General features: G+C 40.7%; 18 protein-coding genes. 12 read left to right on the forward strand and 6 right to left on the reverse strand.

Translation table 11 applies throughout. The features are described from left to right. Nucleotides 1–4,018: beta strand repeat-containing protein (locus PSH48_RS10835; RefSeq protein ID WP_273611556.1), on the reverse strand; the 4,018-nt coding region annotated here is incomplete at its 3' end. A gap of 224 nt (nt 4,019–4,242) precedes the next feature. Here PSH48_RS10835 and PSH48_RS10840 point away from each other — a divergent pair. Genes PSH48_RS10840 through PSH48_RS10855 form a run of 4 tightly spaced genes read left to right on the forward strand, consistent with a single transcriptional unit; the run spans nt 4,243 to nt 10,437 of the window. Next, nucleotides 4,243–6,216, forward strand: coding sequence for a TolC family outer membrane protein (locus PSH48_RS10840; RefSeq protein WP_273611557.1), 1,974 nt, complete (start codon nt 4,243–4,245; stop codon nt 6,214–6,216). A gap of 53 nt (nt 6,217–6,269) precedes the next feature. After that, entirely contained in the window at nt 6,270–8,408 is a 2,139-nt protein-coding gene (locus PSH48_RS10845; protein WP_273587477.1) for a type I secretion system permease/ATPase, read from the forward strand. Then, nucleotides 8,405–9,826 carry an HlyD family type I secretion periplasmic adaptor subunit gene (locus PSH48_RS10850; protein WP_055252885.1) on the forward strand — a complete coding sequence of 474 codons (1,422 nt, stop codon included), beginning with the start codon at nt 8,405–8,407 and terminating at the stop codon, nt 9,824–9,826. The genes PSH48_RS10845 and PSH48_RS10850 overlap by 4 nt, the downstream gene beginning before the upstream one ends. 23 nt (nt 9,827–9,849) lie before the next feature. Further along, nucleotides 9,850–10,437: a LuxR C-terminal-related transcriptional regulator gene (locus tag PSH48_RS10855; protein ID WP_024033058.1), complete on the forward strand. Its 588-nt coding sequence runs from the start codon at nt 9,850–9,852 to the stop codon at nt 10,435–10,437. A 133-nt stretch (nt 10,438–10,570) separates the two neighbouring features. Here the strand turns inward: PSH48_RS10855 and PSH48_RS10860 are convergent, their stop codons facing one another. From PSH48_RS10860 to PSH48_RS10870, 3 genes are all read right to left on the reverse strand, one after another. Continuing rightward, a complete protein-coding gene (locus PSH48_RS10860; RefSeq protein WP_273611558.1) occupies nt 10,571–12,529 on the reverse strand; it encodes a bifunctional diguanylate cyclase/phosphodiesterase in 1,959 nt (652 codons plus the stop codon). Next, entirely contained in the window at nt 12,529–13,236 is a 708-nt protein-coding gene (locus tag PSH48_RS10865; protein WP_414704500.1) for a transglutaminase-like cysteine peptidase, read from the reverse strand. Before PSH48_RS10865 ends, PSH48_RS10860 begins: the two co-directional genes overlap by 1 nt. Nucleotides 13,237–13,596: 360 nt before the next feature. Further along, nucleotides 13,597–14,052 carry an LPP20 family lipoprotein gene (locus PSH48_RS10870; RefSeq protein ID WP_096041337.1) on the reverse strand — a complete coding sequence of 152 codons (456 nt, stop codon included), beginning with the start codon at nt 14,050–14,052 and terminating at the stop codon, nt 13,597–13,599. Between the two features lie 129 nt (nt 14,053–14,181). On the opposite strand from PSH48_RS10870, the gene PSH48_RS10875 reads away from it, so the two are divergent. Then, nucleotides 14,182–15,375: a flagellar assembly protein FlgT gene (locus tag PSH48_RS10875; protein WP_273611559.1), complete on the forward strand. Its 1,194-nt coding sequence runs from the start codon at nt 14,182–14,184 to the stop codon at nt 15,373–15,375. On the opposite strand, the gene PSH48_RS10880 is transcribed toward PSH48_RS10875, so the two are convergent. Beyond that, complete coding sequence (locus PSH48_RS10880; RefSeq protein ID WP_273611560.1) at nt 15,372–16,262, reverse strand: LysR substrate-binding domain-containing protein; 891 nt, start codon at nt 16,260–16,262, stop codon at nt 15,372–15,374. The genes PSH48_RS10875 and PSH48_RS10880 overlap by 4 nt on opposite strands. A gap of 109 nt (nt 16,263–16,371) precedes the next feature. Here PSH48_RS10880 and PSH48_RS10885 point away from each other — a divergent pair, with 109 nt between their 5' ends. From PSH48_RS10885 to PSH48_RS10915, 7 genes are all read left to right on the forward strand, one after another. Further along, nucleotides 16,372–17,100 (forward strand): glutathione peroxidase, encoded by a 729-nt coding sequence (locus tag PSH48_RS10885; protein ID WP_064385214.1) that lies wholly within the window; start codon nt 16,372–16,374, stop codon nt 17,098–17,100. An 82-nt stretch (nt 17,101–17,182) separates the two neighbouring features. Beyond that, nucleotides 17,183–18,631, forward strand: coding sequence for a dihydrolipoyl dehydrogenase (locus PSH48_RS10890; RefSeq protein ID WP_273611561.1), 1,449 nt, complete (start codon nt 17,183–17,185; stop codon nt 18,629–18,631). A 318-nt stretch (nt 18,632–18,949) separates the two neighbouring features. Further along, nucleotides 18,950–19,882, forward strand: a complete 933-nt coding sequence (locus PSH48_RS10895) for an exopolyphosphatase (RefSeq protein ID WP_024033066.1) — start codon at nt 18,950–18,952, stop codon at nt 19,880–19,882. 467 nt (nt 19,883–20,349) lie between these two features. Next, nucleotides 20,350–20,694 carry a hypothetical protein gene (locus tag PSH48_RS10900; RefSeq protein ID WP_064385323.1) on the forward strand — a complete coding sequence of 115 codons (345 nt, stop codon included), beginning with the start codon at nt 20,350–20,352 and terminating at the stop codon, nt 20,692–20,694. 196 nt (nt 20,695–20,890) lie between these two features. Continuing rightward, nucleotides 20,891–21,712, forward strand: coding sequence for a hypothetical protein (locus tag PSH48_RS10905; RefSeq protein WP_273606107.1), 822 nt, complete (start codon nt 20,891–20,893; stop codon nt 21,710–21,712). A 465-nt stretch (nt 21,713–22,177) separates the two neighbouring features. Continuing rightward, nucleotides 22,178–22,519: a hypothetical protein gene (locus tag PSH48_RS10910; RefSeq protein ID WP_273611562.1), complete on the forward strand. Its 342-nt coding sequence runs from the start codon at nt 22,178–22,180 to the stop codon at nt 22,517–22,519. A 168-nt stretch (nt 22,520–22,687) separates the two neighbouring features. Next, nucleotides 22,688–23,581, forward strand: a complete 894-nt coding sequence (locus PSH48_RS10915; protein WP_273611563.1) for a DUF6694 family lipoprotein — start codon at nt 22,688–22,690, stop codon at nt 23,579–23,581. Between the two features lie 361 nt (nt 23,582–23,942). On the opposite strand, the gene PSH48_RS10920 is transcribed toward PSH48_RS10915, so the two are convergent. After that, nucleotides 23,943–24,542: a YagK/YfjJ domain-containing protein gene (locus tag PSH48_RS10920; protein ID WP_273611564.1), complete on the reverse strand. Its 600-nt coding sequence runs from the start codon at nt 24,540–24,542 to the stop codon at nt 23,943–23,945. Nucleotides 24,543–24,609: the final 67 nt, after the last annotated feature.

The following is a 24,609-nucleotide window of genomic DNA, read 5'->3' on the forward strand; positions in this document are numbered from 1 at the left end:
CACCCGTTGCAGACCCTGAAATAGTCGGTGTGGTGTCGTTTGTATCACCCACGGGATCTATTATTACTGTAGGCGCTGCGGTATCAACCTCACCTGTGGTGGTGGCTGTAGTTTCATTACCCGCGTTGTCGGTTACCGATACCTCAACGGTAAATTCACCTTCACTTAGCTCATTCGGTACATCCACACTAAAGGTGCCATCGGCTTGCACTTCGGTAGTAATGGTTTGTGGGTTACCCGCTTCATCCGTCACGGTGATCGTAACAACTGTGCCCTCAGGCTCACCCGTTGCCGTACCCGAAATTGTGGGTGTGGTGTCGCTTGTATCACCCACGGGATCTATTATTACTGTAGGCGCTGCGGTATCAACCTCACCTGTGGTGGTGGCTGTAGTTTCATTACCCGCGTTATCGGTTACCGATACCTCAACGGTAAATTCACCTTCACTTAGCTCATTCGGTACATCCACACTAAAGGTGCCATCGGCTTGCACTTCGGTAGTAATGGTTTGCAGATTACCCGCTTCATCCGTCACGGTGATCGTAACAACTGTGCCCTCTGGCTCGCCCGTGGCAGACCCTGAAATAGTCGGTGTGGTGTCGTTGGTATCACCCACGGGATCAATTACTACTGTGGGCGCTGCGGTATCTACTTCACCTGTGGTGGTGGCTGTAGTTTCATTACCTGCGTTATCGGTTACCGATACCTCAACGGTAAATTCACCTTCACTTAGCTCATTGGGTACATCCACACTAAAGGTACCATCGGCTTGCACTTCGGTAGTAATGGTTTGCAGGTTACCCGCTTCATCCGTCACGGTGATCGTAACAACGGTGCCCTCTGGCTCGCCCGTGGCAGACCCGGAAATAGTCGGTGTGGTGTCGTTTGTATCACCCACGGGATCTATTATTACTGTGGGCGCTGCGGTATCAACCTCACCTGTGGTCGTGGCTGTGGTTTCATTACCTGCGTTATCGGTTACCGATACCTCAACGGTAAATTCACCTTCACTCAGCTCATTGGGTACATCTACACTAAAGGTGCCATCGGCTTGTACTTCGGTAGTAATAGTTTGTGGGTTACCCGCTTCATCAGTCACGGTGATCGTAACAACTGTGCCCTCTGGCTCGCCTGTGGCAGACCCTGAAATAGTCGGTGTGGTGTCGTTTGTATCACCCACGGGATCAATTAACACTGTGGGCGCTGCGGTATCTACTTCACCTGTGGTGGTTGCTGTAGTTTCATTACCTGCGTTATCGGTTACCGATACCTCAACGGTAAATTCACCTTCACTCAGCTCATTGGGTACATCTACACTAAAGGTGCCATCGGCTTGTACTTCGGTAGTAATAGTTTGTTGATTACCGTCACTATCTGTTATTAATAAGGTAACCTCAGTACCTTGAGGTACATCTACTACGCTACCTGTCACACTCGGTGTTGTATCGTTTGTATCTGTAATTGGGTTAATAGTAATTGCAGGATCAGTTAAATCAATTTCCCCTACTTCAGTAGCAGAGGCTGTATTGCCAGCAGCATCGGTTACTGTTGCAACCACCGTAAATTGACCCTCTACCAACTCATCGGTTGCTTCAATTGACCACGAACCATCAGCATTTGTGGTTACTTGCACAGTTTCTGTTGCGCCATCGCTGCCTGTAAAGGTAACAGTAACAACCGCACCTGCGTCAACATCTTGCGTAGTACCACTAATTGTTGGAGTGGTATCGTTAGTATCAATAATAAAATTAATACTTACGGTTAAATCTACATTACCGACCGTACTTGCTTGTGCCTCATTACCCGCATCGTCTATTACGGCTGCAACTACGGTAAAATCCCCTTCAGGCAGAGGCTCTGTAACTTGAGCGCTCCAAGAACCATCTTCTTGAGTGACCGCTAAAAGATTAAAAGTACTGCCATCACTTGCAGTAATAGTTAAGGTTATAGTGGTACCAGCAGGCACGTTACCGGTATTACCGCTTAAAAATGGCGTGGTATCGTTTGTATCTGCAATAGAGTCAATTTGAATAGAAATAGGGGCAAATGTAACTTCACCACTTGTTTGCGCGGATGCTTCGTTACCCGCAGGGTCACTCACTGTCGCGGTAACACTAAACTCTCCGCCAGGAATAGCGTTGGGCGATTCAACACTCCACGTGCCATCAGCCTCAAGTGTCGTTGTTAAGGTTTGTATATTACCGTCGCTATCGGTTACTAAAACAGTAATTACAGAGCCCTCTGGTGCCCCTTCAACACGGCCTACAAAAGTAGGGGTTGTGTCATTAGTGTCTGCAATGGCCGTAACCGTTATCTCAGGGCTAGTTAAATCAACTAACCCTTGCTCTACAGCTTGTGCTTCATTACCTGCAGTGTCGGTCACGGTTGCATTAACTTCAAACTCACCTTGTGCTAAAGGTGTAGAAACACTTACAGACCAGCTGCCATCATCATTTGTTTGCGTTAACAGCGTTTGAACTTGCCCATTAATATCAGTAATAACCACGGTAATTACCGAGCCTGCTGGCACATCTTGCGCAGAGCCAGTAATAATAGGGGTTGTATCTTGCGTATCGGCAATCGCATTAATTTCTACAATTGGCGCCGTTAAGTCAATAACTCCAGCATCACTTGCAAGTGCTTGGTTGCCTACGCTATCACTCACCTGCGCATCAACAGTAAAATCACCTTCTGGTAGTGCCACACCCACATCAACAGCCCAACTACCATCTTCACCGGTAATGGCTGTTAAAAGCTGCACTTCGCCTGCACTGTCGGTTACTGTGATTGTTACTTCAGTACCTTGTGGCACACCGGTTGTAGTACCACTTAATGGCGGCGTAGCATTATTAGTTTCACCCGCTACTGTAACTGTAATTTCTGGAGCGGTTAAATCAATACTCGCAACAGCTTGGTCAATTGCTTGGTTACCAGCGGCATCAACTGCTACTGCGTTAACATTAAACTCCCCTTCTGCTAAAGGCGATGTAGTGGTAATACTCCAATTACCTTGCGCATCAACTTGTGTAACAATTGTTTGTTGTGTGCCTGTGCTATCGGTAAGAGTTACAGAGACGTTGTCGCCAGTATTCAAACCCGCTACCGAACCCGTAACTGTTACTGTTTGAGATGCAGAGTCTGCAACTGGGTCAATATTAATCACAGGCGCTGTGGTGTCTATTTCAATAGAAATAGCATCGTTAAACGCATTACCATCTGGGTCGGTGGCTTCTACAACTACGCTCACGGGTCCATCGGCTATCGGGTTAGGCAATGTAATTTCGAACGTGCCATCAGGGCCAATAACCGCGCTTACTACTTGAGAGTTACCATTTTCATCTGTCACAGTAATATTTACTGTTTCACCCACTAAGTTTTCACTTGTACCACTAATTGTTGGTTGAGATGAATTAGTTAAACCTACTTCATTTAATGATATAGACGCAGTGCCATCATCAGGAACTACCCCATCAGAGGTGTCGCGAATATTTAGCGCCTCTGTAGAATCAGGATCAAAGCTTGAATCAAATGCAACGCTATTAGGGTTAACCCCCTCCGCAATACGTGTAAGCTGAACAAATGAGCTTCCTCCACCAGAGCCCGCACCACCAGCACCACCTGCGGCCGTTGCTTCTAAATTATCTAAAATATCACCATCGCCCTCTAAGGCATCTAAAAAGTCAGTAACATCAGAATTAGCCGCCGTTTGGCCATCGTTATTATCAGTTTGTTCTAAGCTTGCAATGGCCGCATCTAGGCTTTCGTCAAACACGGTGGTTTCGCTGCTATCGCGGGTTTCTTGTGCTAATAAATCAGGGGTGATCTTTACGTTTTGATTAGCAGGAATCGACAGTGTTTCTCCTTGCACATCAATTGTTAGCGATGAATTATCGGCGGTAACCACTAAATCGCCCACAGTAATAGTATCGCCCACTTCAAGTGGCTTAATTGTGCCATCTTCTAAAACAACACCAGCAGACCCTTTTAAGTCTATTACTAATAATTGATTAGATTCCATTTTACTTACCTCAAACATAAGAATTAAAAACTATTAATTAAAATGTAGAACAGCAAAACGCATTAGATACTGTACTCAAGTACAGTTTTTAAAAAAACATTAAAAATAAAAAAGTGGTAGATAATAAATTTTATGCTAGCCAAAACGATTATTTGCGAAAAGTGCATTTATTGACTAAACCATAAGGTAGGTATTGATAGCCTAAGTAACCCTAAGAGGAAGAAATGATTACAAAAAATACTTTACTAAAGCAAAAAGGAAAGCTGCTTATAGGTATAACGCTAAGTGCGCTTGGCGCAACTAACGTGGTAAAAGCCGATGACAGCTCTGTGGCACCGCTTACATACGTCACCAGTAAAGCAATTGAAAATAATCCAGAGGTACAACAAGCATGGCATACATTTAAATCCTCAATTTATGGCGTAGATGCAGCCCGCTCAGGCTACCTACCTAGCGTTGATGTATCTGCCAGCGCAGGTTATGAGCGCCGAAACTACGGTATAGAAGACGAATACAACCGCAACACTGCAGAGCTTAGTGTTACTCAAATGCTTTACGACGGGTTTAGAACATCTAACACCGTTGAAAGGTTTGAGCGTATTCAGCTCATTCGGTATTTTGAATTACTCTCACAAACAGAGCAAACTGCATTAGATGCATCTATTGCATTTTTAGATGTGCAAAAATTTAAAGAACTTGTGACACTCGCTGAAGAAAACCTGCAAGAGCACGAGTCTGTATACCAACAAATTGAACAAAGTGTAGGAGCCGGTGTTGCCCGAGCAGCAGATCTAGAGCAAATTAGCGGGCGCTTATCGCTAGCGCAATCTAATGTGCTCACCGAGTACGCTAACCTGCACGATGTAACCGCGCGTTATTTAAGAGTTGTTGGCGAGCTACCCGTTAATGATATAAAACAAGCCAAATTAGATGAGCAAAACGTGCCCATTTCTATTAACCAAGCGCTTGATATAGCCTATAAAAACAGCCCTGCTTTTTACGCATCGCTTTATAATATAGAGGCGCAAGAAGCCAATGCTCAGGCACAAAAGGCAGCGTTTCATCCAAACGTAGACTTATCTGCCCGTTACGGCACACAAGACAGAGACGAGCTAGGTTTAAACGAAACAAGAACCGAAGCACGGGTAGGTATAGACATAACCTATAACCTGTACAACGGGGGCCTAGATAGCGCCAACCTTGAACAAGCATACCAAGATGTAAATATTGCCAAGTATCAACGCGATCAAGCTTGTGTTGATATTCGTCAAAGCCTACAAATTGCCTATCATAATGTGAACAATATAGAGCAAAAGCTACCCACGCTTGAAAGCTATAAAAACTCGTCAAACAGAGTAAAAATAGCCTACCGAGACCAATTTGATATTGGCCAACGCACCTTGCTTGATGTACTTGACGCTGAAAACGAAGCATTTCAATCTAACCGCTCGTACATTGTTGCTCAATACGATAGACAAACAGCCATTTTAACTATGCTTAACGAAATGGGTAAACTATTGCCAGCTCTAAATGTTATGTCTGACAAGTACCCAACATTAATAGAGTTAACAGATGACCCAATCGTGCATAACGCACAAAATATATGCCCAAGTTACGATGTAGCTGCCACCTTTAAACGCAAAGCTTTTTTACAAAAAAAAGCCAAGCAAGATAACGCCTACATGAGCGTTACAGCAATGCCTAGGTATTTAGAAATGCCACCAGAGACCCCTAGCGCATCGAGTTTTGCAGATGACGATAACGACGGCGTACCTAACGAGCAAGACACCTGCCCAAGCACCCCAGCGGGAACAAATGTAGATCTGTCCGGGTGTACTTTGTATGACCAAGCGACCGACTCAGTTGAAATAGGCATTCCCTTTTCAGCCGACTCAAGCCAAGTGCGCCCAGAGTACTTGCAAGAGGTAGAAAAGCTCGCGGAGTTTTTAAAAAATAACCCTGACAAAAAGGTAGAGATCCAAGGTCACGCCTCATTAGATGGCGATAGAAAATACAACCGTAAACTTTCAGAGCAACGCGCCTTTGCCGTAGCACAATTACTTATTGAGCAATTTGGTATAGCGCCTAATCGTGTTCAATCATTTGGTTATGGTATTGATCAGCCACGCGTTAATGAAATTTCGGTACGTGCTAATGCGGCAAACCGCCGTATTGAGGCGGTTATTACCGATAGTTAAGAGGTGCTTAAAACAAATAAATTTAAAATGTTTTACATAACATTGGATGGTATATGGAATTAAATGATGTACTTGATCATGGCGGCGCACTGGTAGATTGCCTTGCAGTATTGTGCCGCTTTCATGATAAAGATTTTTCAAGGGAGGCCTTATTAAATGGCCTCCCACTAACAGATGGAAACTTAACGCCTTCAGGTTTTGCACGTGCTGCAAAACGTGTGGGCTTTAAATCAAAAGTTGTAAATAAGCCTCTTAATCAAATTAATACTGCTTTATTACCCGCTATTATTATTTTAAATAATAACCAAGCGTGCGTGGTAACCGCTATTGATAACCAAAAACAAACAGCGCAAGTTACTTACCCCGAGCTAACTGAGTCTGTTGTAGAAGAAGACCTAGAACAGTTAATTGAAAAATCAACAGGTTTAATTATTTATGCTCATCCAGAGTTTATGTTTGATGAGCGCTCCCCGGTGCTTGAAAAGCTCTCTAAAGACGGCTGGTTTTGGGGCGTAATAAAAGAATGCCGCGCACTGTACAAAGACGTCATAATCTCCGCCATTGCATTAGGCGTTTTGTCTGTTGCCATGCCTTTATTTGTAATGAATGTATATGACCGAGTAGTTCCTAATCATGCAACAGAAACCCTCTGGGTTTTAGCCATCGGTATTTTAATAGCGCTGACCGCCGACTTTGTACTGCGCTTAGTACGCAGCTACTTTGTAGAGCTTGCGGCAAGTCGGATAGATGTAAAAGTATCTGCGGTTATTATGGAGCGCGTACTTGGTATGAAGCTTAAAAATAGGCCCTCATCAGCGGGGTCATTTGCGAGTAACATACAATCGTTTGAAGCCGTACGTAACTTTTTTAGTTCAATAACCTTGGTCGCGCTGGTTGATTTACCCTTTGTTGCTATATACCTAATTGTTATTGCAATAATAGGTGTACCGCTTAGCCTACCCATTATCGCAGGTGCCCTAATACTTTTAAGTTATGGCATAGCAGCCCACAGAAAACTTGAAGCGCTGTCAGAGCAAACCATGAAAGCAAGCTCAATGCGCAACTCCATACTTGTAGAAAGCTTAACCAACATTGAAGATGTAAAAAGTTTTCACAGCGAATGCAAAACCCAATCAACATGGGAAAAATCAACTATTTATATTGCTCAGGTTAATGCGCAAAGTCGCCTAATCTCAAGCTCAATCTCTAATAGCGCAGCGTGGATACAACAATGTGTTGGCGTGATCATTATGATCATTGGTGTTCATTTAGTTATTGAAGGCGAGCTCACGCAAGGGGGATTAATAGCCGCATACTTACTTTCATCACGTGCAATGGGGCCGCTTGGGCAATGCGCCGCCGTACTTGCGCAATATCATCATGCTGCTATTGCTATGCAATCGCTTAACGAAATAATGGAGAAAGACGTTGAGCGCCCGCCAAATAAACATTGGTTAAGCCACCCCGTATTAAACGGCGAAATAGAATTTAAAGACGTATGCTTTAAGTATGAAGACGACGCGGCCGATGCGCTTAGTAATATTAGTTTTAAAATAAAAGCGGGTGAAAAAGTGGCTATTTTGGGGCGCAACGGTTCGGGTAAAAGCACCCTCGAAAAACTTATTTTAGGCCTTTACGACCCAACCGCAGGCTCCGTAATGGTCGATAATAACAATATACAACAAATAGACCCCGCAGAACTTCGTCATAACATAGGGTACGTACCACAAAATATAGCGTTGTTTTTTGGTAGCTTAAAAGACAATCTCACTATTAGCGCATGGCATGCTAAAGATGAGCAAATTATTAGCGCATGCGAAAAAAGCCAGTTATTCGAGTTAATCAACTCTCACCCCGATGGGTTTGACCTACAAGTTGGTGAGCAAGGTCGCCTGCTATCTGGCGGCCAAAAACAAGCAATTGGTATAGCGCGCGCACTAATAAACGACCCTCCTATTATGCTGTTAGATGAGCCTACCTCATCGCTTGATCAAAATAGTGAAAATAAAATTATTCAAAATTTAAAAACCGCCACCCAAGACAAAACCTTAATTGTAGTTACTCACCGGTCGTCTTTACTTTCGTTGGTCGATCGCATCATCGTGCTCGATAACGGAAAAATAGTTGCCGATGGGCCTAAACAAAAAGTAATTGCCGCACTGAATAACCAAACAGTGGAGCAAGCATCATGAGTGACAATAAAAAGCCCCTAGAGCAGCGCTCTTTTGAATCGGTAAGTAAAGCAATAGAAGCACGTAAAAAAGGTAAGCCTTCAATCTTTAATCGCTTATTTAAAGGCTGGCTTTCGCCTCCTGAATCACAAGATTGGGTAGTCGATGCGCAATGGGAAAAAATGCAGCAAGAGCCTGCCAGCGCACGTTTTTTGTTATACCTCATTTGCATCGCATTTATATTGCTTACAATTTGGGCAGGCTTTGCGCCACTGGATGAGGTAGCCCGTGGTGAAGGACGCGTTATCCCATCAAATAAATTACAGTTAGTGCAATCTTATGATGGCGGTATGGTAGAAAAAATAAACATTCGAGAAGGGCAAATTGTTGAAGAAGGTGACGTATTAATAAAAATCGACCCTACTCGTTTTATTTCAAGCTTTAGAGAAAACCAATCTAAAGTGCAATCACTCACTGCAAAAGTAGCCAGATTACAAGCCCTTACCAGAAAAGAAGATCTCGTTTTTCCTGATGAGCTTGTTAAGCAAGTACCCGAGGCGGTCGCTCATGAGCGCTCAATATATTTAAGTAATCGCCAAGAATTAGAGCAGCAAGTGGCAATTCATAAACGCCAGCTAGAACAACGCAGACAAGATCACATTGAAGCAAAAGCCGCTTTGCAACAACACACAAGCGCTCTAAGGCTAAGTAATCGTGAGCTGCAAGTAACACGCCCACTGTTAAGAACCGGTGCTGTATCTGATATCGACATCATTAGGTTAGAGCGTGAAATAGTTGATTTAAACGGCGAAATAAACCGCACTAAAGCCGTTATTAACCGCAGTTTATCGGCTATCAACGAAGCTAAAAACAAAGTAACAGAAGTCGAACTTGCGATGATCAACCGCTGGAACAACGAGCTTTCGGAGGCATTGCTGCGTTTAGAGTCGATAAAAGAAACCGAATCAGGGCTTGCCGACAAAGTGGCCCAAACTGAGATCAAATCACCGGTTAAAGGCACGGTACAACGTTTATTGGTTAATACCGTAGGCGGCATTTTACAACCCGGCAGTGATGTTTTAGAAATAGTCCCTTTAGACGATCAACTTATTGTTGAGGCAAAAATACCGCCGAAAGATATTGCCTTTTTACGCCCTGGGCAGCCCGCCATGATTAAATTTAGCGCCTATGATTTTGCGGTATACGGCGGACTAGAAGCCGAGGTACTGCATATAAGTGCAGATACAATTACCGACGACAGAGAAAATACTTTTTATTTAGTGCAATTAAAAACCACTAAAAATAACTTTTCAGAAGAGTTGACTATAATTCCAGGAATGACCACACAAGTGGATATTATTACTGGTAAAAAAACCGTCTTGGAATATTTACTTAAACCCGTACTCAGAGCTACATCGCAAGCAATGACAGAACGCTAAACTGAATTTATTGGAGTAAATTAATGCGTCAAAGTATATTTATTACACAACCCGAACTTGAATCGAGCCACTGGCGAAGTGCGTTTGCAGGTTGTGTAATATGCACCAAAGAACCAAAACAAATTAATGCATCAAGTATTATATGGGTTCTGGCGGGCACTTCGGGATGGCTTGAACTGGTAAAAAAATACGCCCAAAAACGCTTGCCAGTTATTGTAATGACCACAAATCTAGAAATAGAGGAACTTAGAGCAGCCCTGCAAGCGGGCGCAAGAGGCTATGTAGAAGCACTTGCATCTAAAGTAATATTACAACAGGTACTTGAGACTATTTGCTCAGGCGGCCTGTGGTTACCTGGGCAGCTACTATCTAATATTGTTGGGGCACTAAGTCAGCAGCAAATAAATTACACCCAAGCCTGCGATATTCAAAGCTTAACTAAACGCGAACGCCAAGTTGTTGATATAGTTATAACAGGGGCAACCAATAAACAAGCCGCTGAGTCACTAAATATTACAGAGCGGACAATTAAAGAGCACATGAGCTCAATTTTCACTAAGTTAAAAGTGCGCGACCGTATACAACTTATGTTAGCAGTTAAAGGTAACTAGCTTAAGCTGAAATAATAAAACCTTCGCCAGTTATAGTTAACCTAATAAACAAAGGCTTATAGGTTAAATACTAAATTGCATTTACCTATTCACCGCCATTATTAAACCACTCCCCTTTAATTAAAGAGTCGCTTTACGACTCTTTAATTACTCCATCAAAGCCAAGATTAACCAGTGTATCTATATCGTCTTGGCTTGTTACGCCCTGTGCAACCACTTTAATACCAATGGAATGTGCTAATGTGCAAACACCGCGTAAGAAGGTTTGATTGTCTTGGCTGTAACTAATGTTATGCGCGTAAATGCTGTCTATTTTAAGCATTTCTAAGCCAAATTCTTGAATGTTCTTAATCTTAGTAAATTCAGGCCCCACACGTTTAAGTGCCACTTTAGCGCCCATACAACGCACCTGCTCACAAAATTCCTTAAATATATCCTTTTCGTTTACGACAATGTTTTCGCGTATATCAAAACATATATTTTTTGCCAAATCAGGAAAGGCAGATACATAGGTTAATACCGAGGCAAGCGCGGTATCATCCATTAATGTTTGCGCCGAAAGCTCTACAGCAATCAATTCATTTGGCGGCGCTTCACCGTACTGTTTAACAATTTGCTTGATTAAACTCCAATCCAAACGCGCTAATAGGTTTAAGCGATTAGCCCATTGATAGTAGTAGCTTGATTTATAATGTTGGCCGCCAAATTCTAAACTTAAACTAAGCTGGTGCTGTAACAAGGTGTCGTTAAAACCCATAACCTCTAAACAATTTAACTGTATAGTTTTTTGCTCAAGCGCATCCTCAATAGCCTTTTGCCAGCCAGTAGAGTCATCAAAAATTTCACTCTTTTGTTTGTTATCAATGACTTTTGCTTGCACTCCAGGTTTGTTACCTGCTGTTTTTAATAAACCATCTACACGGCGTAATAAATCAAAGCGGATGTCGTTTTTCTCAATGTAGGTACAACTGTGTACAATGGCCAAATCAATATTTTTGTATTCATCAACAATCGATTTATGCAATGCGGTTATTTGCTCGCTAAGCGCCTGAATATCATCAGTATCGCTAAACAACACAGTAAAGTCGGTATGTGATATACGCGCAATATAGTTTTCTGAAAAGTGCGCCTGATTCGACTCTAAAAACTGTGTTAACACCTGAGAAAAACGGCGTAAAAAGTTAACCATTTCTACACGGCTAATCGATTCACTTATTTTATCTAAATTAACCACCCTAAATAAAAACAAAGCACCATGAGCATGATCTTTCACTTTTTGTAAATGAGCCTCTAATGTGGCACTAAAATACTCTCGATTGGCAAGCCCTGTTAGCTCATCGTGCTGGGCTTTAAAACGCAACTCCTCTAAGCGTTTATTATCTTCTTTTATAATGCGGCTAAACCGTGTCGATAATAAATTCATCGACTGCACAAGGCGCGCAAACTCAAAGGTTTTTGGCACTTTTGATTTAATAAAACGCTTATCGCCAAAGGCGTTTGCTTGATACACCACATCATCAAGTGGCGTTAAAATTCTACGTAATAAATACGCACTTATGGCACAGGCAAAAAAGGCCACCACTAAAAAGCTAAAAAACAGTTTAAGGGCGCTTTCCCACAATGCTTGCTCAGCATATTGGCTGTGGCTTTCAACAAATAAAGTGCCAAATTGCTGCCAACCGTTGTTAACCTGCCCTACACCTGGCTGTACATTAAGCCCATATACCGCTCTAAACCAAGCTGGTGCGGTATTTTCTAACGTGTCGGTAAATACGCGCTTTACAATAACCTCACCATTTGGGTCTTGCAGTTCTATACGTTTGTAGTGGCCGGTATCAAAAGTGGCCGACACTAACAGCTCAAGCTCTACAGGATCTTTTTCAAGCTGACTAATCATCAGCGCTAAGGAGCTGGCATTATCAACATTTTTTAAATACAGCTGCGTAGAAAAATAGTTTCTAGCAGAGTTAGTACTTATTAATACGCTACTTATAAAGCCAACAAAAATCACCACCAGCAAGGTGATCCACAGCTCTTGCCTAAGAGTGATTTTTCTTTTTTTGAAAAACTTAAATAAGGAAAATGACGCCATTACCACATAACCCCTTCTTGTGATGTCTGCTCCAAAATTTTACGCCAACGCGATAGCCTTGCTGTCGGGCTGGCTACACTTTTAGTCGAGTTATTTGCCCATAAACCTTGGCTGTTAAAACTAAATACCGGGCTTAAATCAACGCGTTTTGCTGCAGGTAACACTTTTGTTATTAAACTATCTAAAATAAGCGGCTGAGCATTAGGCGTAGCAAAGTAGCCTAATACCATGTGTGCTTGTGTTTTGTTTGTACCAGCAAGCTTAGCTTTTACATATATAAGCCTAAGCTTGTCGTCGCTTACGCCTAAGGCGCGTAAACTAATGTATTTAGCAATGGCATAATCTTCACAATCACCTAAACCACGGCCAAGGGTTTCTAATGGTGTAGCCCAATAGTCGTTTTGCTTCCAAAGCTGTATATCGGTTTGGTATCGAAGATTGCGTGCAAAAAAGTCGTTAACAATTAAAATTTGTTGTTGTTCTGATTTATTTTGGGTGCGCACCAGCATAGTTTGCCAATTACGCGCCACAGTGACTCGCGCAGGGCCATATTTTTGCCCCATTAATTCTATAAAGGTATTAAATTGAATAGTTAAACGGCTCGCAAACACGCCGCTTGAAAGTAAAAAAAATAGCAGTAAATAGCGCAAATTGCTTTTGCACCAAAAAAATAGCTTATTTGAGGAAAGAGTAGGCCTAAGTGTCATTCACAGCCCAAAAAAGAAAAATTAAAAACATATACCAAACGCTACACTACTTGTTCAAATATTATTCGTAACAACAGCATAGCACTCAATATAAAAGGATGAGATATTTTGTATGTGTTTTTTTACTAGATTTAAATTTTTACTCGGTCATTTCAACTTTGCTTAATACATTAACTAACGTATTGAACCATCGTTGTATTTAAAGCTGATTTATCAAACCCTAGATTTACAGAAAAACGCTCCCGTAAATAGCAAAGTTATGTGTTGCTATGCGAGTATACTCCACGCGCTTAACGTTAAAACCAACCGCTAAAACAGCAGCTTAATATAGCTTTACTATTTAAAGTACTGGCCAGTTACTTAGTAGTAGGTCACTTTTTTAACTTCACGCGGCTTAATTTCACCTATGTATAAGTCGTGCACGCGCTTCATGTTTAGCTCAAGCTCAGTAACGTATACATCGTCAACTGAGTAAGTTTTAATAATTTGCGCACCTTTAATTATGCCCTGCACTTTACTTTCCATGTAATCGTTTTGAGCAATAGCACCTGCTACAGACGTGCCCGCTGTAATTTTTTGCCCATAAACTTGCTCAGTCAGTTCACGGTACGCCTCAAGCTTAGAGGCCTTAATTGCCATTAATTGCTTTTGTGATTTATTAGCCCCTTGCTGCAAGCTAATAGGTGCATAACCAACCGCTTTAAGTATGGGATAATTATTTGGCTCTACATATTTGTACTCAACATGTTTATCAAACACGTTGCTGCAACCGGCAAGGCTAAGGCCTGCTAAAGTAAGTAATATAATTGCACGCATTTATTTGCACCCTTTAAACTAATTGCGCAAATAAATGCAGGTTTAATGCCATTTGTTATAAAGTACTCATATTGGTGCAGTCCTTGCTTAGCTAAAGCGTAATTAACTAATTTTATGTGGAGTACCAGTATGAACACGTTTTTATCATCACTATTTGCAGGTGTTACTAGCGCTGCATTATTAACGTTTTCTACCAGTACTTACGCACAATGGTTTGAATCTACCGGCCATGCACAAATACAAAATGGCGACATAAGCAGTGCTAAATCGGCCGCAATTAAAGATGCAATTACACAAGCATTAGTGTTTTCTGGCGCCCGGGTTAGCTCGGTACAGACCTTGGTAGATGGCGTGCTAACGCAAGATCAGCTAAAAATTAGTAGCCACGGCGAAATACAAAAAATAGAGCTGGTGAGCGAGCAACGCCAAAATCAACAATTTGCCATTACGCTTAGGCTTGATGTATTTGCCCAAACAGAGCAATGCCCACAAAGTAGCTTTAATAAATTTGTTGCTGTAACCCAAAGCCAGCTTGTTCATCGTGAGCATGCCTTAATGGGTCAAATATTTGACGTAAATAAAGCCATTAGTAAAAAGTTATTTAGTGCTTTGCAAAGTACAAAAATGAGTGCCCTGCCCGTTGCTTACTACAATAAAGCAATTAATGTAGACAATTACTTTAATCAGCAGCACGACTACTCAAATGCACAGCTAGAAGAGCTTTCAGCCAGAAGCAACGCGCAATATGTTTTATTAAGCCAAATAACCAATTTAGCGCCAAGCGATAAACTCAACAACGACTACGCCTTTTGGCAAGACGAAACCTACCAGCGCAGCTACGCTATTGAGTTTATGTTGTTTGATGGCACCACGTACGAACAATTATGGCAAAACAGCTATCATACCCAAGCTGTATGGCCATTTGAAAAAACAGCTATTGTTGATGTAAATAGTGATAGGTTTTGGCAATCACCTTTTGGGCAAAGTATTAGCGATATAAATCAAACGGTCAGTTACGATATACAAGCGGCTATGGCGTGTTTTCCTACTAAAGGTAAAATAATGCACATGGAAAACAATAAATTGGTGATAAACCTAGGCAAAGATCATGGTCTTAAAAAAGGCCAGCTATTAAGCATTGCGCACCATAACTACTTAACTGATGCACAAGGCAATACTATGCCGCATACCATTACCACGCTTAACACCATTGTGGTTGAGCAACTTTATAAACAAAGCGCCATTGCTGTAAGCCTTAACGATAAGCCTTTGCCTGGGGTACAAATAAACGATGTGGTAGAGGTTGCAAGCCAAGAACGCTAAATAAGCGCCCGTTTTAAATTTGGGTGCTCTGCCAACCACTGGGCTAATTGCTCAACGCCCGCCAAATGCGGGTAGTGTTTTCTGCAAGCAAATACCACATTACGTTGCTGATTAGGAAAAATAGCTAAATAATCAATCCCTACACGCTGTGTACACGCAAGCTTGGGCACAAATGTCACCCCGTCATCTATCGCCACCAGCGCCAATAAAGTTTCTAAACTATTGCCCTGATATTGGTTTGACACATCCACTCCTGCAGCAAAACAAAACTTTTGGGCTTGATCTTTAAAGCAATGGCCATCACTTAACATTAATAGGCTACAACTTTGTAAATCGCTTAGCGCTACTTTTTTACGATTAGATAACGGGTTATCGGTTGAAACAGCCACCATAAAGTCTTCTTTGTACACGTTAACCGTATGGTAGTTTTTAAGCTCGGGAACATCGGCCAAAATTGCAAAGTCGAGCTCGCCGTTATCAAGCGCCTCTAGCATAGTCGCTGTTTGCATTTCTATAAACGAAAAGTGGCTCTCGCTAAACGCCGCTTTCATAGAGGTCAGTAAAGCGCTAAGTAAGTACGGCGCAATAGTAGGAATAATACCAATTCTTAGCTTACCTTGTAGCGGCCCGTTAGAAGTAGCCGCCAGCTCTTTTAAGATTTCTGTTTGCTCTAAAATAACGTTTATCTGTGTCAACAAACGTTCACCTTGCGCTGTTAATGTAACTTGCTTAGTTGAGCGGTCAAATAAAACAACATTAAGCTCTTGCTCAAGCTTTTTTACTTGCCCACTTAGTGTAGGCTGGCTAACAAAACAGGCATCGGCCGCTTTGCGAAAATGCTTGTGGTGCGCTATTGCTTTTACATACTCTAAATCTTTTAAGTTCAAATTCATCTCCACCTGATAGGCTATACCTATTAGTTTAATACAAACAAACGATTGGAACTATATTTAAATTCTCGCCATAATGGCTCCAACAAATCAAGAGGAACAAACTATGTTAAAGAATATTGAAGGTCAAACAATCCCAAGCGTTACATTTGCAACACGTCAAAACGACGAATGGAAATCAGTAACCACAGACGAAATTTTTACAGGCAGAACCGTTGTTGTGTTTTCACTACCGGGCGCATTTACACCAACCTGTTCATCAACTCACTTACCACGCTACAACGAGTTAGCCGGTGTACTTAAGCAAAATGGCGTTGATGAAATTGTATGTGTATCAGTAAACGATACATTTGTAATGAACGCATGGGCAGAGCATCAAGAAGCGCAAAACATCACATTATTACCTGATGGCAACGGCGAATTTACTGACGGCATGGGCATGTTAGTAGATAAAAACGATTTAGGCTTTGGTAAGCGCAGCTGGAGATACTCTATGCTAGTTAAAGATGGCGTTATCGACAAAATGTTCATCGAACCAGATTTACCAGGCGACCCGTTTGAAGTTTCTGATGCAGACACAATGCTTGACTACATCAACCCAAAACAAACTAAACCAGAGCCAGTAACCGTATTTTCTAAGCCTGGTTGCCCTTTCTGTAAAAAAGCAAAAGAGCTACTAACAGAAAAAGGCTACGCATTTGAAGAAGTTGTTATGGGTGCAGGCGCTACATTAACAAGCCTTAAAGCAATTTCTGGCCGTGACACTGTTCCACAAATATTTATTGGTGGTAAACACATTGGCGGCTCAGACGATTTAGAAAAATACTTTGCTTAATTAAGTAAAAAAATAGCAGGGGCGTACACGCCCCTCTATATCAATCTCATCGCTCAGATTGAAAATAATAAAGGATACCACTATGAAAGAATTACAAACCGATGTTGTTGTTATAGGTGCAGGTACTGCAGGCTTAAGCGCATACCGTAACGCAAAACAATTCACCCCTAACGTTTTAATGATTGAATCAGGCCCGTACGGTACTACCTGTGCACGCGTTGGTTGTATGCCAAGTAAATTACTTATTGCCGCAGCCGAAGCCGCGCATTCAATTGAAATGGCACCTGCATTTGGTGTACATAGCACAAAGCCAAGAATAGACGGCAAAGCAGTTATGGCACGTGTTAAAAGCGAACGAGACCGCTTTGCAGGATTCGTAGTAGAAGCCGTAGACGGCATTCCTGATGATGATAAAATTCGTGGCTACGCCAAGTTTTTAGACGCCAACCGCGTACAAATTGACGATGACATCATTATAACTGCTAAACGTTTTGTTATTGCCACCGGTTCACGCCCATCATACCCAGGTGTGTTTAATAACTTTGGCGACAAGCTAATTATTAACGATGATGTATTTGACTGGGACGACCTACCAGAGTCAGTGGCTGTATTTGGCCCAGGCGTAATAGGCCTAGAAATTGGCCAAGCACTTAGTCGCTTAGGCGTAAACGTAAAATTATTTGGTGTTGGCGGCGCAATTGGTCCACTTACCGACCCAGTAATTAAAGACTATGCAAACACTGTTTTTGCTGAAGAATTTTTTGTAGATACCGACTCAAACGTATCTGACATGATGCAAGTTGGCGATAAAGCCCAGCTTACTTACACCGATAAAGACGGTGCTAAACACACCGAGCAATTTGACTACGTACTTGCAGCCACAGGCCGAGTACCCAACGTAGACAAGCTAGGTTTAGAGAATACCGGCATAGAGCTTGATGAGCGCGGTGTGCCACACGCCGACCCGCACACAATGCAATGTGGTAACTCAAATATATTTATAGCGGGCGATGCCAGCAATATGATCCCCCTGCTACACGAAGCATCTGATCAAGGCACCATTGCCGGTCAAAATGCTGGGCGCTTCCCCGATGTACGCATTGGCCTTCGCCGCGCAAAAATTGCCGCAGTGTTTAGTGACCCACAAATAGCAATGGTAGGCGACAGCTACAAACAAATTACAGACCGCCTAGGTGAATGTGGTTGCTTTGAAGTAGGCGAAGTGAGCTTTGAAAACCAAGGCCGCAGCCGAGTAATGCTTAAAAATAAAGGCCACATGCGCGTTTACGCAGAGCAAGGCACAGGCTTATTTTTAGGTGCAGAATTTATTGGCCCACAAGCCGAACACCTTGCTCATTTATTGGCATGGGCTGTGCAAAACAAAATGACAGTACCAGAAATGCTGGATATGCCATTTTACCACCCAGTAATTGAAGAAGGTTTACGCACGGCCCTTCGCGATTTAAATGCCAGACTTAAATTTGGCCCAGATATTATTAACAGCTGTATGGAATGCGGACCAGGCGCTTAACTTTTATACAGTAATAAAACAAATACATACTTGCTAACAAAAAGCCAAAACAGTCGTTTTGGCTTTTTTATGCGCTTTTTTAACGCTAATACCCATTGTGTTAAATTATGAGGTATTGATAGCAACAGATAAACAGAGTAATAACAAAGGCCTAATTTTCGATAGGCATATGTTCTACTTAAAAATTTATAACGCCGTTTACGCTTTATTTAGCACGTTTGAATGACTAAATTCTTAATTCGATTGCTATAACCTCTCAAAAATTATTTTAGCTGTTACACTTATTTGATTACTCAATCACAACAAGATGGAAAAGCTATGCCCAATAATAAATTTAGACTAGTCACCCGCAGCGATTTTGACGGCTTAGTATGTGCCGTACTGCTCAAAGACTTAGACCTAATTGATGACATTTTATTTGTACACCCAAAAGACATGCAAGATGGCAAAATCGACATAACTGCAAACGACATTACCACTAACCTACCCTACGTTGCTGGCTGTCATATTGCATTTGACCATCACTTAAGCGAAACCGTACGTAACGCAAGCGATATTAAAAACCATGTAATTGACCCTAAAGCCCCTTCTGCTGCACGCGTTGTTTATGATTATTATGGCGGCGCAGAAAAATTTCCAAACATCAGCACAGACATGATGGAAGCGGTAGATAAAGGCGATGCAGCGCAGTTCTCAAAAGACGAAATACTCAACCCAACAGACTGGGTATTAATGAACTTTATCATGGATGCACGCACAGGCCTTGGCCGATTCCGCGAGTTTAAAATTTCAAACTACCAATTAATGATGAAGCTAATTGATGCCTGTAAAGATCAAAGCATTGAAGATATTTTAAAAATGGAAGACGTAGCCGAACGTGTTGCGCTTTATAACGAGCATAACGAAAAGGCCAAAGAGCAAATAGCACAATGCGCAACCGTGCATAAAAACCTCGTGGTGCTAGATTTAACTCAAGAAGAAACTATTTACGCCACCAACCGCTTTGTTATTTACGCCATGTACCCCGACTGCAATATATCAATTCACAAAATGTGGGGCCTTAAAAAACAAAACGTAGTATTTGCCATAGGTAAATCAATCACTAACCGCAGCTCAAACACCAATGTGGGCGAGTTATGCCTTAAATACGGCGGTGGCGGCCACTTAAACGCCGGTACCTGCCAAGTAGAAACCAGCAAAGCCGAAGCAGTGCTTGGTGAGCTGATAGATACGATTACGAGTGATGGTTGAGCTGTAAGCTGTAAGCTGTAAGCTGTCGAAATTATAAAGCGAGTAGATTTATATTTACTCGCTTTTTTGTGTGTAGTTATTAAAATTACTGTTTTACTAACACTTCAACTCAGTAGTTATTGGTATCTTAGATTTTTTAAGGGCGGCTTTGAGCTATAAGCGGACGGTCGGGTAAACTCGTTGTTGGACAGAAACGTGTTAGATCTGATGGTCTAATACGTTACTGTCAAATTAGGCAAAGTATGTGGATTTCTGTTTGTTAGGCTTTTGTACTGCACCACTGGACTTCCCACAGAAATCATCAAGCATTCTGAGAAGCTAACAGCGAAAGATGAGCAAACCCGATTATAAGTTTAACAAGCGCATTAAATCTGACGCCCCACATTGTCCGATTTTTTGCTTAAAAGAAAATGACGCAAAAAAGCGTCCAACATGTTCCGCAGTTTATGCGGGCGTTAGCAGTCGATATGAAATTTCGCATAATTAGAAGCATTGAAGCACATATTATTAAAGATCGTGTACCAACTGAGTACAAGAGCTTAGCGGCAGCTTGTGAATCTCAGTTTTCTGAAAAATGTACTTTGATTACTTTTCCACATAATAGAAAAGATGTGATAAAAAGTAACCTTACAGAAAAAGCATTAAAAAAGTTTGGAGAGCCGAGCCAAGATACTTTAATAGTTGTTGGAGGCTGTTTTTCATTAGAATCTGTTGAAAAATTAAAAAAGTACAATGCCGTTTTTCTTGCTCTATCGGAGTTCTCATGGACAGATGAGCGTCACACGTTAATAAAGTCAGGCGAACCTAGGTAGAGTCAACTGCTAAGAAGTCGTTTAAAAGGACAAAAACAGTTGGCTTTTAACGAGTTGTTACGAACGTCCGGAAATGGCACTGAGCCGAACTTCGACAAAGAGCGAATTACGGACATTGAGCTAATCTTCATTGTTAAATAATATTATGCTATACCATTATAATGACTCTTTATTTTATAGGGATTTGAAATAACAAATGATGAGAACTTTTTTATTGTGTTGCAGTTTAATCATTGCGACGTCTGCTTATGGAAATATGCCATCCTATTTCAACGAAGACATTGATAGCGAGTACAGAGAGCTGCTTAAACATGCGGACAAGATGCTTCCTCAAACGGATAAACAGCTAGCATACCTTCCTTCATTCTTTCCATTTAGTCTGTTGGATGTTCGCCCAACGAATTTCGTAAATAATAATGACAAGCAAGCCTTTGCAAATTTTAATTTTGGGGTATTAGGAAGTAGGTTCCTGAATATTAATAAGAAGCAACTTTCTAATTTGCCAAGCATCTCAATATGCAAGGAGCAAAAATGTAAAAAAGAGCGAATTGAGCTGATAAAGCAGTTTTTAGTGGATTCAAAGAGTGAAGTTGAAATGTTGAGACAAAATACAAGTCTTTATATTGTCCAGCAAACGGCACCACATGTTTTTCGCATAAATAACACGTTTTATAGTCCAACGCAGCTTATTACCTACTACCCATCCAAACAAGCAGGATTTATCCCGTCAGGTGACTATAGGTTATCCAAGCCTGAAGAAGCTCCCAAAATGTTGGCATTATCTGAAGTTACTAAGGCTCTGAGAGAGGTGATGGCTAAGTATAATGTTGCTGCAATCACGAGAGTAAACGAAGAGAGTCTCAACATAATCTTTGGAGGTATAAGCGATAACCATTGGGGAATCGTAATTAACCATAAATCAACTATTCCAACTTCTGGTGATTATAGCCATATAGGTTTGGAATTCGATATTGTTCAAAAAGTTTCTGATAGCAGTTTTTACTATCAGACTAACTAATGGCTGTTATTGGCACTACCCAGCCACTCGGCAACATAAAATATTGATAATAATTGGTAAGGTATTTTACTGTGTCGGATGGCGCTTCGCTTATCCGACCTACGCAGGCACAAAAGAGTTACTAATATTGCATTAGGTTTTTGGTTGGTAGCCCCTGCAACCACCAAATTAAAAACTTAAAACCATGAATTTAAATAATAAAAATAAAAACAAAACAGAAAAATGTAACTACCAGTGTAACTAAATTACTTTTTGTAACTTAGTATAGTAACTATTTAGAATTAGCTGATGACTTTTAATTAAAGAGTAATAAAAGTTTATATAATGCTATCTTATTTTTATCGCTATACATGATATACATCCAACCACTAATATAACTTTATTAGTGGTTGCTCTCTGGGTATCAGATGGTTTTGAATTAAATATTAACCAAATATGTCATTCTAAAGACTAGTTAAGGTGTTTATGAGCTTAGAACAAGAAAAAAAGAAACTAGCACTTCTATCAAATATCAAAAGTAACCCTGAACGAAATTCAGTAGGTCTTGACGGTGGTTTGATATATGAGCTTTGCTGTATTGGTTACATTAATGGTCAAGAAAGTACGGATGATAATACCTATAAGCTCACAGGCTATGAACACGAATATGCTCAACTTAAAATCACCGATAATGGCTTAACTTATTTATATGAACTTGAGCAGTCAATCAGTGGAAGAACTAGCAGTAAAAATCGTTTCGAAAAGCTTTGGTGGCCATTATTTATAGCCATAACTACCGCTGTAGCTGTAACCTTTATTCCTAAATAATTATGGTAGTACTACACTAAAATAATGTTAATTAGCATAGAGTAATGGACATCTTTAATAAGTACTGGCTGCTTTAATCATATTTGATTATCCAATTCAGTATTTTAAATATATATTGAACTAAAAATTAAGCTTTTACGAAATATGAAATCAATAAAAGGAATTATTATGAAAATTTTACTAACTCTTAGTCTACTTGTTCTTCTAACAGGGTGTTTTGGTCCAGACAAATTTGATGCTTCAAATGATGAGACAATTAAGGAATCCACACAGAAAATAGTTAATGATCTACCCGAAGCAGACCGTGATGAGTTTAGAAAGGCTTTCATGTATTTTAGTATGGGTGGTTCTGATGGGCTTGGGGCAATGTTCGGAGCTGCGTTTTCAGGTAAATCCTCAAAGCTTTCAAATGAAACATCAATAAAAATCAATTTACAAGAGATAAACGGTTTAACCGGTAAACAAATACTAAATAAGTACAAAGTTAGTTTAGAAGAAGACTTGATTAAGCGAAAAGAAAAAGAAGTAGAGTTAGATAAAACTAAAACTCTCAAAAGAGAAGCCCAAGAACTACTCGATAGCAAGAAGTTCAAAGAAGCTATTGCAAAATATGAAGCCTTAAGCAAAATAGCCTCTGGTGTAGAAGCAGCTGAAAAAGGAATTGAAAAAGCTACCAAAGCTATGAATGAATTCACCGAAAAAATGAATTACATTGATAAAGTCACAATAACTGAATTTTCAGCTAAAAGAATTGACACATACTCCAAAAAAGGAATACCTGCGGTTAGAATTTCACTGAAAAATAATGGTGATAAATCCCTAGACAAAGTTAAGGTTATTGTTTATTTCCAAGATAAAAATGGTGATACGATTTTTGAAGAAAACTATTTTCCTGTTCTTGTAAGTAAGTATTCATACAGCAGTGCTAGCAAGCCTTTAAAACCTGGATATATCAAAGAAATGGATGAAGGTAAATACTATACACTTGATTCTACTTTAAGTGATTGGGTTGAAGGTAAATCAATAGCAAAAGTCGTTGATATCGAGTTTAGTAGCAAATAAAAACACAAGAATTGACAAAAAGATAGTGCCAACAACTCTTAACTTTTTGGCACTGACCAATTTATCCACCCGCCTAGTTTTTAGATCTCTACTAAATTATGAGGAACCTAGATATCATCAACTCGAATTAAAGTTTATTTAATCAGCATAAGACAAAAATGAGGCACTGTTTCAATAGGAACTAAACTCGTATATAAACTAAAGTACAAATCGTTTATTTAAGCCCTCATTTGTTCCGAATTAAAAATAATAAATTAAAAAACAAGTACTTAAGACTTTAATTGTTCCGCCATTTGTTCCGCACTGTTCACCCTGCCACACGCTTTGAACAAGCGATAAAAACCATTCAAACCAAAACATTTCAAAACTCATTAGCCTTTAGTTTTATCCTACTAGCACCGTAATTTTTAGCCTGAGTAGCTTTGTAGCCCTTCCCACGCGCTTTAGCTAAATAAGATATACGGTAAATAGCCTCTTGCTGTGACTCTAAGCAATCGCGCTTCATGATGTAATAACAATTTTTTGGTACATAAGCCGAACCGTTAAGCTCGCCCCATATCTGTAAAACCTTCTTGGTTATGCTGTTTGGATAGTTAACTTTTGACGCATCAAGCATAAGCGCATAGTGGTAATGTTGACGTTTTGCCCTCTCAAGCTCTCTACACCATACAAAACCAATACGACTAACACCATACTGAGCCTTAACCCATTTAAACAGCCTACGGTTAAATACAGTGATGATTTTATTATCTGGCGTGTACGACTCCATACGCAAATCAAAACGAATTAACATCACGCGGCTATGGTTACTCAACATGGCCTCAATTTGGTCTAGCATAGCTCGCATAGGCTTAACCATTAACCCGCTTTTTCCAGCGTTTACCCACCAGCCTTTTTCACCGTGGACAAAAATGTGTTCATACCCTTTATCATTGTTATTTATGGTTAGTTGGTTTGTCATTCATGAGCCGTAGATATTATTAAATACCCAGTTAATTGTTAGTAGCTACTATCCATAGCTATAAGGC

This window comes from Pseudoalteromonas sp. Angola-4 (assembly GCF_028599265.1).
Taxonomy (GTDB): Bacteria; Pseudomonadota; Gammaproteobacteria; order Enterobacterales; family Alteromonadaceae; genus Pseudoalteromonas; species Pseudoalteromonas atlantica.